Source organism: Bradyrhizobium sp. 17 (assembly GCF_023073515.1).
Taxonomy (GTDB): Bacteria; Pseudomonadota; Alphaproteobacteria; order Rhizobiales; family Xanthobacteraceae; genus Bradyrhizobium; species Bradyrhizobium canariense_D.
The window spans coordinates 1-11,474 of sequence record NZ_JADPJQ010000117.1 but is presented as its reverse complement, the minus strand read 5'-3'; the positions used below and the strand labels follow the sequence as shown (position 1 = coordinate 11,474).

12 protein-coding genes are annotated in these 11,474 nt (G+C 63.1%); 2 read left to right on the top strand and 10 right to left on the bottom strand.

What is annotated here, in order from left to right:
* The 3 genes from IVB13_RS25045 to IVB13_RS25035 form a co-directional block, all read right to left on the bottom strand.
* On the bottom strand, positions 1–535 hold a 535-nt coding region (locus tag IVB13_RS25045; protein ID WP_247490829.1), incomplete at its 3' end, for a M20/M25/M40 family metallo-hydrolase.
* 123 nt (positions 536–658) lie between these two features.
* Positions 659–2,242 carry a hypothetical protein gene (locus IVB13_RS25040; protein WP_247490827.1) on the bottom strand — a complete coding sequence of 528 codons (1,584 nt, stop codon included), beginning with the start codon at positions 2,240–2,242 and terminating at the stop codon, positions 659–661.
* Positions 2,243–2,416: 174 nt separating this feature from the next.
* The gene (locus tag IVB13_RS25035; protein ID WP_247490825.1) at positions 2,417–4,006 is read right to left on the bottom strand and encodes a PQQ-binding-like beta-propeller repeat protein; all 1,590 of its coding nucleotides are present in this window, start codon (positions 4,004–4,006) and stop codon (positions 2,417–2,419) included.
* 907 nt (positions 4,007–4,913) lie between these two features.
* On the opposite strand from IVB13_RS25035, the gene IVB13_RS25030 reads away from it, so the two are divergent.
* Complete coding sequence (locus tag IVB13_RS25030) at positions 4,914–5,297, top strand: MOSC domain-containing protein (protein ID WP_247490823.1); 384 nt, start codon at positions 4,914–4,916, stop codon at positions 5,295–5,297.
* Positions 5,298–5,441: 144 nt separating this feature from the next.
* Here the strand turns inward: IVB13_RS25030 and IVB13_RS25025 are convergent, their stop codons facing one another.
* The 6 genes from IVB13_RS25025 to IVB13_RS25000 all read right to left on the bottom strand — a co-directional run bounded on the left by IVB13_RS25025 (position 5,442) and on the right by IVB13_RS25000 (position 9,910).
* The gene (locus IVB13_RS25025) at positions 5,442–6,209 is read right to left on the bottom strand and encodes a glucose 1-dehydrogenase (RefSeq protein WP_247490821.1); all 768 of its coding nucleotides are present in this window, start codon (positions 6,207–6,209) and stop codon (positions 5,442–5,444) included.
* Between the two features lie 47 nt (positions 6,210–6,256).
* Positions 6,257–7,108, bottom strand: a complete 852-nt coding sequence (locus IVB13_RS25020; RefSeq protein WP_247490819.1) for an aldo/keto reductase — start codon at positions 7,106–7,108, stop codon at positions 6,257–6,259.
* 60 nt (positions 7,109–7,168) lie between these two features.
* Positions 7,169–7,564 (bottom strand): cupin domain-containing protein, encoded by a 396-nt coding sequence (locus IVB13_RS25015; protein WP_039801228.1) that lies wholly within the window; start codon positions 7,562–7,564, stop codon positions 7,169–7,171.
* A 120-nt stretch (positions 7,565–7,684) separates the two neighbouring features.
* Entirely contained in the window at positions 7,685–7,915 is a 231-nt protein-coding gene (locus tag IVB13_RS25010; RefSeq protein ID WP_018460174.1) for a tautomerase family protein, read from the bottom strand.
* 10 nt (positions 7,916–7,925) lie between these two features.
* Entirely contained in the window at positions 7,926–8,705 is a 780-nt protein-coding gene (locus tag IVB13_RS25005) for a carboxymuconolactone decarboxylase family protein (protein ID WP_247490817.1), read from the bottom strand.
* Positions 8,702–9,910 (bottom strand): arabinose transporter, encoded by a 1,209-nt coding sequence (locus tag IVB13_RS25000; RefSeq protein WP_247490815.1) that lies wholly within the window; start codon positions 9,908–9,910, stop codon positions 8,702–8,704. Before IVB13_RS25000 ends, IVB13_RS25005 begins: the two co-directional genes overlap by 4 nt.
* A gap of 119 nt (positions 9,911–10,029) precedes the next feature.
* On the opposite strand from IVB13_RS25000, the gene IVB13_RS24995 reads away from it, so the two are divergent.
* Positions 10,030–10,932: a LysR family transcriptional regulator gene (locus IVB13_RS24995; RefSeq protein ID WP_247490947.1), complete on the top strand. Its 903-nt coding sequence runs from the start codon at positions 10,030–10,032 to the stop codon at positions 10,930–10,932.
* An 81-nt stretch (positions 10,933–11,013) separates the two neighbouring features.
* Here IVB13_RS24995 and IVB13_RS24990 read toward each other — a convergent pair.
* Positions 11,014–11,474 (bottom strand): molybdopterin cofactor-binding domain-containing protein (locus IVB13_RS24990; protein WP_247490813.1); only part of this gene is annotated, 461 nt, incomplete at its 5' end.

Below are 11,474 nucleotides of genomic sequence, written 5' to 3'. Positions count from 1 at the left end.
GACCGAGAATGACGTCAGGTTTCGGAAAGCGCTTGAACAAGCCGTCGTCGATCATGGCCTGAGCACCTTCTGCCGTTTCTTCCGCCGGTTGGAAGACCGCCATCAGCGTACCCCGCCAAGACGTCTTGGCTTCCGCGAGCAACTTGGTGGCACCCGCCAGCCAGGTCACATGCATGTCATGGCCGCACATATGCGATACCGGGACCGTATTGCCGTCTCGATCGGTGGCCGTCGCCGTGCTCGCGTAGGGGAGGCCTGTCGCTTCCTGAACGGGTAGCGCGTCCATGTCCGCGCGCAGCATGACGGTCGGGCCGTCGCCGTTGCGAAGGAGGCCCACTACCCCCGTCTTTCCGACGCCCGACGTCACTTCGAAGCCCGCGGCAGTAAGCCTGTCCGCCGCCAGCTTGGCAGTGCGCGTCTCCTGCATCGACAGTTCTGGGTGCGAATGCACGTCCTTGTAGAGATCAGCCAAGTCGGGGAGCAGGGCTTCCAGGTTGTGGAGTGCCGGATCGGAAGAGTTCCCGTTGGCGGTCATGGGCGGCTCCATCGCATGACTGAAGCGATCTAGTCTTCGCCCCTTTCTTTTTTAGCGCAAGCAATTTTGACTGGGCTGACGAAGCTTCGGCTACGCCACGGCGACGCCATTCTCAAATCTCCTTTACGAACTGCCACAAGCAGCGTTCCGTGAACTCCCGATTGTCAGAAAAGTGGTCGTACCCGGCGCGAACGACACGGATCCCGTGGCGGTCGCCGCGCCTTCGATGGCCGGAAAATCGCCCCCCTCGTCGAGCTTGAGCAACATCCCGTTCAATTCGACATCGCCGCTCCGCATTTGCTCGGCGGAGAGAGTGTATCGCCTGCCTTCCAGCGGTATCTCCATGACGGTCTCACTCTTTGAATTGTTTAGGACAAGCAGGGCGACGCCGCCGGGCACGCCGCGCAGGCAGTGAGCGTAGACATGCTTCCCCTCGGCGATCTCGACGCCGGAGTCCAGAACCGTCGTCCCCATCAGCTTGCGCCACAACAACGCGGCCCAGTAATTGGGGCGCGGTCTCAGCGTATTCTCGTCGAGGAGCGCGTAATCGCTCGCCGCCAAAGTGTTGTGCATCACCACTTGAACACCTTGCCTCGCCAAGCGCCCCAACTGGTCGAGATATCGGAAAGTATCGAGAAACGTGGAGGCCCAGGGATTTCCGCCGCAGGCGGCATCGGCCGTCTCGGTAAGCCACATCGGCTTTCCGGGATCAAACTCGTCACGAAGGGTGCGATAGAACGCGAGCGTCTGATCGGTGCGGCCGAGCCACTCTTCGGAGAGCGCGGCATCCGCGGTCGTCTGCGGCATTCCAGGCGTTCCCGCACACCGCTGCGAGGCCGCCCCGTAATGGTGATAGGAAAACGCGTCGATGTCCGTACCCATCCGTCGAAGCATGTCAGACGTCGCCATGACGCCCTGAGACCCGTACTGTATCATCGCATCCGGAGCCGTCGTCTCGCCCACGGAGCCCGGGCCCAGGATGCGCATGCCCGAAGCCGCTTGCCTGGCGAACGACGCGAAGAGCCTGAAGTCGCGACCGAAGGACTCCGCGTCGTAGCCTTTTGGCGCGCCGCCCATCGTCGCCATGGTGGGCTCGTTCATGAATTCGGCCGCGGCGATGTCGCCGCCGATCGAATGCGTGTAATCGAGAAGCCGCCTCGCCTGGCCAGGCGTCCAGACGCCGGCTGAATCGCGAACCCCAGGACTGATCGCCATCGATGTCACGATCTTCGCACCGCTCGCCGCCGCAAATTCGACCACTCCCCTCCAGCGTTCGCGGCTCAGCACGCCGCTGAAGCCAGGCGGCGGCGACGAAGGCGCCGGATCCGCGTCCGCGAAGTACGTGGTATTCGCCCACGTTCCGCTCACTCGAACGTACGCCGGGCCCAGCGCAGATGCGAGCTTGCGAAGCTTGTCGTTCGAAAGATCGACCGGCGCACGATATTCGTACAGATTGGCGTCCATGCCGGCGGGGACATCCGATTTCTCTGAAGTGCCGCTTGGCTGCTTCCGCGAAACCGAACCGTATGGCTTCCAGAACATCCCGCCGGTAACTTCCAACATTTCGATGTTGTAGGACTGGAACCGCTCGTCGATCGAGCCCACCCGCATCATTTTTGAAGGATCAATTTTGATCGGCGCCTCCTGGGCGTGGGCGTCAACGGAAAGCAAGGCGATTCCGGCGACAAGCAGTCTGGTACGTCTCATGGGTCACCGCCTCTCCGCATCCGCACGTTGACGTGCGGCCTTCTCAATCGGGACGGCAAGCCTCCAAGACTGGCATCGCACGCAGTCTGAGCGCCATCAAAAGCAGCCAAATACGGGCTTGGCGGCAGGCATCACCGTATCCTCCGCCGGCACGAGGGGGCCGAACGCCGAGGCTTACGGCTTGGGCCGACCTGGCAGTGAGAAAATTGCGACCCAGGCCGGTCCGCTGTCGGTGAGAACGATGGGATTTTTCATTCCGCCGGCGACTGCCACATACTGAACTCCCCCGAGCATGTAGGTCACTACGCCGCCGCCCACGGGGTCGCCTAGAGCCTTCTTGAGCAATACAGTCCCGCTCGCGGCGTCCAATGCGATAAAATTACCCTTGGTGTCGGCGGTGAAGAGCAAGCCACTCGCGGTCGGAGTAACCGCTGCAACCATCGGGGTATCGGTATCGTACGTCCAGATCACCTTGCCGCTGTCGGCGTCGACGGCGGTAATGTGGCCGAAGCGCTGCGGGTCCTGCTCGCCAAAACCATTGGCGGAACCGATGAAAGGCTTGGGCGGTTCGTGCTTCAGACTTTCCGGACCGGCGAGCTTGATCGTAGTGCCCCAGTCGATGGTAGGGACGAACAATGCGTTGAGAGGCGGCGAATAGGACGGGCCGTACCAATTTGTCCCGCCTTGTGTGCCCGGGAGGAAGCGAGTCCCTTCGGCGGTCAGTGGCGCATCGACATTCTCGATGCGCGTGACCGGCGTCTTGAAAAACACCTCGTGCAAGTCCGGGCTCAGCCCGTAAACATAGCCATTCTTGCCCGCTGCCGCGACCATCTTCCGCCCGGCTTTTGAGGTAAAGAGGATCGGGCTCGCCGCCACATCCCAGTCGTGGAAATCGTTCTTCACGAGCTGCTGGTAGCCCTTCAGCTCTCCGGTCCTTGCGTCGAGAACAACGACACTGCTGGTGTAAAGATTATCGCCTGGCCGATAGTCTCTGACGAAATCCGGCCCAGGGTTGCCCACCGGGGAATAGAGCAGCCCAGCCTCGGTATCCAACGCATAGGACGAGTACGTGCCGCCGCCGGCTTTGACCCTGGCCGGATCGTCGGGCCACGTCTTGGCGGCGTCGCCGGTGGACGGAATGGTGTCGAAGTTCCACAAACGTCTGCCGGTATTCGCTTCGAACGCCCTGACGTGGCCGATCGCCCCGTAGTCGCTTCCCGCATTGCCGATGAACACGCGTCCTTCCCACAAGACGGGTACGGAAGTGTAGAATTCACCTGCCTTGCTGTCGGCGCCGACGACGTCCCAAATCACCTCGCCGGTTTTGGCGTCCAGCGCCACGAGATGGCCGTCGGTCAGCCCTCGGAATACCCGGCCGTCCGCGTAGGCGACTCCGCGTCCAAGCCTCCCGGGGCCGGGATCTTTCAGATCGTGGTGGCGCGCCCATCGTTGCTGACCGTTGCGGGCGTCGACTGCATAGGTGTTTACCAGCGTCGTGACGAACATTGTGTCGGCGATGACGACCGGGCCCGATTGGAAGCTCAGGGTTTCTGGAATTTTGAAACGTGCGACCTCCTGAAGAGAAGCAACGTTCTCCTTGTTGATTTGAGCGAGAGCCGAGAAACGAGTGGCGTCGTAGCCGCCGTTGTATCCTGGCCATTCAGTGTCTGACTTTTGGGTTTCGATCTGCGCGAGGGCACTAGTGGCGCTGCCACAGGCAAATGCGATTGTCACGATCGCGATGAAATGTTGAATGTAGTTCATCCGAGATTCCCTCCAAATATAGGAGAAACTTCGTAACGGCGCGATGTGGCGTTCGACGTTTCGCCCGCATGACCGAGCTCGCCTTCATGCGCACAGAAAGAGCGCAAGAGGTCGGCAGGAACCGTTCTGCTGGCAGTCTTTCACGCACCCACGTTCCAAGCAATATTTAAGTGTATCCGGCGATGGTATCTCGTGACGTCCGGTGTAGTTGGCGCGCACCCAATGACCTGGCGTGCGGCGTCGGATCTCATGGAACAGTTCGGGGATCGACCGTCCGTGTACCCCGAGTCGGTCTCTGCCTCATCACGCGGGGCAGCCGTCGCGGAGACGAGCCGTTCACCGCTTCCGCGTGCTGCCGATCGTCGATGCCGTCCGGTGGATCGGCGAACTTCCGCGGACGCTTCGTCGGATCGTCATCGCTTGAATGATGTCATCCGCAGAGGCGACGATGCTCAAGTCCTGCAGCCCGCGAAGCCATGCCGCCGTACTGACAAGGTGAATATTAGGCGCCTTGCTCGGCCCGAGAGCCTCCGGTCGGGATCTACACCCATTCCTAAGCGGCGTCGAAGCCTTGCTGTGCCGTTCGGCTTAGCCGACCCTCCTCCTGGTGACGACATTTCGGGCACGTGAAACGAATCTGCTGCAGAGGGTTCGTCGGTTTCGGAAGGATCGCGGCCATAGGCCATGTGCCGCAACGGGGGCATTTCACCAAAATGGTAGACGTTTCGATCATCGCGGCGTCTCCGAGCTTCGCAGCCCACATCCCGGAAAACCAATGGTCGATGCAGCCGTTCCGACGGCCTCAGGTTCGATTTTGAGCAAAGGAACTGCGCCGGCCGCCGGGGGCTGTGTTTCGGCATGGAATAAGCCTTTTGGATGCCGATAGGGGGTCCCAGTCGAACGCCGATTGACACCCAATCTCCGGCAGGTCCACCTGATCCCGGCCGAGCTCTTTGCATTCCTCGCGGAAGCCGGCTTCGAGGTCGCAGCGGGGGACATGGGTGAGAATATCACAACGACTGGCCTGGACTTGGAGCGGATGCCGCTCGGCACCCTCATCGAGTTGGGTCCCACGGCCCTGGTCGAGCTGACCGGTCTCCGGACGCCCTGTATGCTCATCGACCGTTTCCGGGCAGGTCTGAAGCGACAGGTGCTCTCGTCCGCGGAAACGGGCCCTCCGTTCAAATCTGGGGTAATGGGCGTGGTCCGAGCCGGGGGACCGGTCGCGGCTGGCGATCGCGCGCGGGTTCGACTCCCGTCCTGCTCCTTTCGCGCCTTGCCGGCCCTGTAGAAGGACCCGTGCACCGCGTCGACGGTCAACTGGTGTTCACGAACCTGTCGCTGCGCCTCAACGCCGTCCGGACGGGCTCGGGTTGGCCTATATGATCGAAGATCAAGTAGAAGGAAGCGACCGACACAAAGCCGCGCTCAGCGGTTAGTGAGCAGTGAACCCGCCGTCGACTGTCAGGCCGATGCCGATGACGAAGCTCGCGGCCGGGCTGCACAGCCAGAGCACCGCTGCGGCGACCTCCTCCGGACGGCCGAGGCGCCCGATTGACTGCTGCTTCATGATCTCTGCCATTGCGTCGGACTGACCTTGCAGCATGTCCGCAACCATCGGAGTGTCGATCGTCCCTGGACATACAGCATTGATCCGGATTCCACGCGGCGCATACTCCACGCCAGCGCTCTTGGTCATGCCGAGCACGGCATGCTTGGTCCCGTGATAGGCCGCCCGCTGCGGCAAGCCGACGAGGCCTCCGAGCGAGGAGCAATTCACGATAGCGCCGGAGCCCTGTTCGCGCATGATGCGGAGCTCGTGCTTCATGCAACTCCAAACGCCCCGCTGATTGACGGCGACCACCCGATCGAACTGTTCGATCGGCTCGTCCGCGGCGTCGGACGGGGGCACCTGTATCCCAGCGTTGTTGAACGCCATATCGAGCCGCCCGTATTCGGCAGCCGCCCGATCGACGGCTGCAGCGACCTGGGCCTCGTCTGAGACATCGCACCTTAATCCGATCGCCGAGCCTCCGCCGCGGACGATTTGGTCCGCCGCTTGCGCGGCCAAGTCACCGTCCAAATCACAAAGGACGACGGAAGCTCCGCTCTCGGCAAACATGCACGCGGTTGTCAGTCCCATGCCCTTGGCAGCGCCTGTGACCAGCGCGACCTGGCCATTGAAATCGTAACGAGGGTTCATCATGCTCTCCTATCGTGCATTCGCGGGCCTTCGATCATGGCAAGCAGTCACCGACTTTTCCCGAACACCGGAAACTTCGCGGCGTCGTCGTGGTCGAAGCCCTTGAGCGTCGCCATGTCCTCGGCGGCGATTTCGAAGTCGACGGCAATGTTGCTGCGTAAATGCTCGGGGCGGACGGTCTTCGGCAGCGGCAGGAGCCCGAGCTCCAGGCAGTAGCGAATGCAGAGCTGCGCGACGGAGACACCGTATTTGGCAGCGAGCTCGGCCAGTCCGGGATTCGTCAGGACGGCGCCGTGCGCGACCGGAGAATAGGCTTCCACCAGCACGTCGCGGCTGCTGCAGTGGTCGATCAGGTCGAACGGCGTGTTGCCGACGTGTGCCAAGATCTGATTGACCGTGGGCTTCACGGCCGCATTTTCGAGGATATTGTCCAGATCTACCTGGTCGAAGTTTGAAACGCCGATCGCGCGCAGCTTGCCGGCGGCGTGGCCTTCCTCGAGCGCGCGCCAAGCCTCGAGGTTGCCTTCAAAATAGCGCTCTCCCTTGCGGAATTCGGTCCAAGGCTGCGGGCTATGGATGAGCATCAGGTCTATGTGCCCGACGCCCAAGGAGGCCAGCGAGTCGTCGATCAGCGTCCGAGCTTCGGAGTAGGACTTACATTCCGCGGCGAGCTTCGTCGTGACGAATAGTTCGTCGCGCGCGATGCCGCTGGCGCGTAGCCCTTCCCCGACGCCGCGTTCGTTGGCGTAGGCTTGGGCGGTGTCGACGTGGCGGTAGCCAAGCGCCAAAGCCTGCTGAACGAGACCGGCAACCTCGCGGTCGTCGATCATCCACGTGCCGAAGCCCAACTTGGGAATCGCCACGCCGTCAGCGAGCGTGAAAGTCTCTTGAGCAATCATGGGGTCTCTCCCGAAGTCAAAGCTATGCGTTGGTCGGTGTCACAGGCGCGGTCGTTCCGATCACTTTCGGTACTGCTCGTCGTTGACCTTCTCCATCCAGTCCACGTTCTTGCCGTTCAGCGATTCGTGGACCGCGATGTGCGTCATCGCGGTGGTCGGCGAGGCGCCGTGCCAGTGCTTCAGTCCGGGCGGAAACCAGACCACGTCGCCAGGCCGGATTTCCTCGACGGGCCCACCCTCGCGCTGGACCCAGCCGAGTCCGGCCGTGACGATCAGCGTCTGCCCGAGCGGATGGGTATGCCAGGCAGTACGGGCGCCGGGCTCGAAGGTCACCTGACCCGCGCCCGTCCGAGCGGGATCCTGCGGCTGGAAGAGCGGGTCGATGCGAACGGTCCCGGTGAACCAGTCTTCCGGACCCTTCTGCGAAGGGCGTGAGCCGTTTCTTTTGATGTCGATGTCCATGTTGAACTCTTTCGATTGGCCGGTCGTCTGCGCCGACGATCCGCGGATATAGATGACAGCGGCGGTGCAGCCGCCGATGAGCACACCTCTGCGGGTGATCATCACCTTCGTCCTTCAGCGAGGGTCGTAGCCGGGTTTCTTGAAGATGGTGTCGAGCTTGTCGACGATGTCCGGCCCAAAGACGCGGCTGGTCCAATCCTTCGGATCGACATCTTCGATGCCGACCGACACAGAGTCCCGGCCGTAGTCCAGACTTTCCACCACGGCCTTCGTTACGGCTTCGGCCAGCGCGGCCTTCTGCTGTTTCGACTTCCCGGAATAGAGCTTAACGATGACGTGCGGCATGACGTTCCTCTCAGCGCGGGCGCTTTTCGATGACATCCTTGACCACCGGCGCAGCCGAGAATGCGTTGGGCCAGCCGGCGTAGAACGCGAGGTGACCGAGCATCTCGCCGGCCTCTTCCTTCGTCAGTCCGTTGTCCATCGCGCGGTTCAGGTGATAGGTGACTTGCGCAACCTGACCGGTCGCGATCAGAGCGCTCACGGTGACCATGCTGCGGTCGCGGGGAGCGAGCGCCGGCCTCAGCCAGAGATCCCGAAACAGCACGTCGGTCGTGTACTGGGCGAGGCTCGGCGTGATCTGCCCGAACTGCTCTCCGACGCGCGTCGCCCGCTGCTTCTCCGCCGCTTCGTCGAGAGGCAACTGCGGTCCCGTCGCCGGCGGGAGCTGATCGGCTCCGATGTTGCGGCTCTTGAACGCGTCCCTCGCTGCCGGGATCGCATCCATCGCACTCGCCCAGCCGGTGTAGAACGCCAGGTGCGTGATGATCTCCGATATCTCCGCCGGCTTCACGCCGTTGTCGAGCGCGAGCGCCAGGTAGTGCGGCAGTTCGATTGTCTGGTCGCGGGCGATCAGCGCGGCCACCGTGACGATGCCGCGGTCGCGGCGGGACAGGCCCGGTCGCTTCCACAAGTCGTCGACGACGAATTTCTGCGCATAGCTTTCGAGGGCCGGCGCGACGGCGCGGACGTCTTCGGGCTTGGGCATGGCGGTTGCTCCTTCCTTGGGTGCCTGCGCGGCAGCCGCGCCGGCGAACAGGCAGAGTGAGATCAAAGTGGCTGCAAGCGTTCTCATTGCGGGGATCCTTCCAAGCTCGATGGGTTCACGATCAGCCACCAGGCGACGAGCGAAGCGCAGAGCACGGTGCCCGAACTGACGAGAAACAGAGCGTTCAGTCTCGACCCGGCAGCGATCAGACCGAGCGCGGGACTGGCCAGGCCCTGGGCGAGATCGAGGAACGCGGTGTAGGCGCCCATGGCGAGACCCCGGCTCTGTGCCGGCACGCGGCGGACCGCTTCGACACCGAAGCCGGGATAGACCAGCGAGAAGCCGAAGCCGGTGAGCGCCGCGCCGGCGAGCGCCATCTCGGGGCGAACCGCGAGCCAGATCAGCGCTTGGCCGACGGCTTCGATCGCGGCGCAGACCAGCGCGACCTTCGCGCCGCCGATCCTGTCAGCCAGATGGCTGAAGAACACCCTCGCCAGGATGAAAGCGACCGCATAGGCGGTGTACGCTGCCCATCCGTTGGCCCAACCCTTCGCTGCGAAAAGCAGGACGACGAACGTGGTCACGGCGCCGAAGCCCACAGAGCCGAGCGCCGATCCCAAGCCCGGCACCCAGACGGCGCCGACCACTTCGACGAACGAGGCCCGAGCGTGTTTCGCCGGTGCGACGGCCGGCAGAAGAGCGACGAGAGGCAGCGCCGCGAGCGAAGCCAACGTAGTCGCCAGCGAGATCGCGGCGAATCCGTAGGCCGCATATAGCGCGGAGCCAGCCGGCGCGCCGATCGCGAAGGCCGCGAACATGGCCGATCCCACCCAGGCGATCACCTTTCCCGTGTGGCTCGAATGCGCGAGCGCCAGTCCCCAGCTCACCGCCGCCGTGATGATGAAACTCTCCGCTCCGCCGAGCAGCGCACGGCCCGCGAGGAGGATCGCGACCGAGATCAACGGTGATCCGCTGAAACCGGACGAGAGAAGATAGAGCAGTCCGGCGGTGGCCGCCGCCAGCAAGCCGGCGACCACGCCGCGTTTCGCCCCGCGCGCATCGGAGAAATGTCCCGCCCATGGCCGCGAGATCAACGAAGCCGCGAACTGGCTGCCGGCGACCAGACCCACCACAAATGTGCCGAGACCCAGCCCGTCGTGCACATGAAGCGGAAGCACGGGCATCGCCACGCCAATAACGAGGAAGCCGACGAACACCAGGCCCATGATGGGCAGCAAAGTGGCGGTGATGCTGGCGGCCGAAGCACGCTCTTGGATGGTCGTGATGGACATGTCCGGGTCATTGCCCTCTTCTGGAGCCAATGCTGCGGCTCGATGGCTGATCAGAACCTAGGACTTTCGAAGCTCCCCGATTAGGTGATAGATTTCGATTGGAGCCATTAGGACCGCTAATCAATGAACCGGACAATGCCAGCGACCTCGTCGCCTTCCTTGCAGTCGCGAGGGAGCGGAATTTCACCCGCGCCGCGGCGAAGCTCGGCATGACCCAGTCCGCCCTCAGTCAAATCGTCCGGAATCTGGAGGAGCGGCTCGGGGTTCGATTGTTGAACCGGACGACGCGCAGCGTCACCCCAACACAAGCCGGGGAACGGCTGTTCCTAAACGTTGGACCCAAGTTCACGGAGATGGATGCCGAGCTCGCGGCGCTCGGCGAGCTTCGCGAGAAACCTGCGGGAATCATTCGGGTCACCGCAGGAGAGTACGCCGCCAGCGCGATCCTGTTTCCCGCCCTAAGCCGACTTCTACCCCAGTATCCCGACATCCACGTCGAGGTGATCGTCGATTACGGTCTCACCAACATCGTCGCGCAGCAGGTCGATGCCGGCATCCGCCCCGGGGAGCTCGTCGCCAAGGACATGATCGCCGTGCGCGTCAGCCCCGATCTGCGGATGGCCGTGGTCGGCTCCCCGTCCTATTTCGCCGACCGCAAGCGGCCGAAGACTCCGCAGGACCTCACCCAGCACAACTGCCTCAACCTTCGCCTGCCGACGCATGGCGGCAGCCTCTACGCGTGGGAGTTCCAGAAGAACGAACGCGAGCTCAACGTGCGGGTCGACGGGCAGTTGGTGTTCAACAGTGCCGGCCTTCTTCTGGACGGGGCGATGAAAGGTCTGGGCCTCGCCTACCTCACCGAGGGGCAGGTGCAGCCGCACGTTTCAGAAGGCCGGCTGGTCCGCGTGTTGGCGGATTGGTGTCCGCCGTTCCCCGGGTACCACCTCTACTATCCCAGCCGACGACAACCTTCGCCGGCTTTCTCGCTGATTGTCGACGCGCTGCGCTACAGGAGCCGGTGACTCGGTTTTCGAAGGTCCGAGACGTCTTGAGCGCTTGCCACGGCGTGCCGCTCGCACCGTCACGAACCACCGAACCACACATCATGAGACCGCCGGCAAGCGATCCAGGTGTTTATCCAGGGTCACCGGGTATTCACGGACACGGACGCCGCTTGCGTTGTAAACTGCGTTGGCAATTGCGGCGGCAACTCCGCATATGCCGAGTTCGGCCACGCCCTTCGCCTTCATGGGCGAGACCTTGTCGTCAGCCTCGTCGAGGAAAATCACTTCGTGATGCGGTATGTCGGCATGAACCGGCACTTCATAACCGGCCAAGTCGTGGTTCACGAAGAACCCGCGCCGCTTGTCGACCGCGAGTTCCTCCATCAAGGCGGCTCCCGCGCCCATGGTCATGGCTCCGACGACCTGGCTGCGCGCGGTCAGCGGATTCAGGATTCGGCCGGCTGCGCACACCGCGAGCATGCGGCGGATCCGGATCTCGCCAGTGAAGCTATCGACGGCAGCCTCGACGAAGTGGGCACCGAAGGTCGACTGCTGGTAGC

Bases quoted from the DNA above. Each gene is read 5' to 3' on its own strand.
- IVB13_RS25020 (WP_247490819.1), bottom strand. From the start codon at position 7,108: ATGATTGCTCAAGAGACTTTCACGCTCGCTGACGGCGTGGCGATTCCC.
- IVB13_RS25035 (WP_247490825.1), bottom strand. From the start codon at position 4,006: ATGAACTACATTCAACATTTCATCGCGATCGTGACAATCGCATTTGCC.
- IVB13_RS25025 (WP_247490821.1), bottom strand. From the start codon at position 6,209: ATGAACCCTCGTTACGATTTCAATGGCCAGGTCGCGCTGGTCACAGGC.
- IVB13_RS25000 (WP_247490815.1), bottom strand. From the start codon at position 9,910: ATGTCCATCACGACCATCCAAGAGCGTGCTTCGGCCGCCAGCATCACC.
- IVB13_RS25010 (WP_018460174.1), bottom strand. From the start codon at position 7,915: ATGCCGCACGTCATCGTTAAGCTCTATTCCGGGAAGTCGAAACAGCAG.
- IVB13_RS25005 (WP_247490817.1), bottom strand. From the start codon at position 8,705: ATGAGAACGCTTGCAGCCACTTTGATCTCACTCTGCCTGTTCGCCGGC.
- IVB13_RS25040 (WP_247490827.1), bottom strand. From the start codon at position 2,242: ATGAGACGTACCAGACTGCTTGTCGCCGGAATCGCCTTGCTTTCCGTT.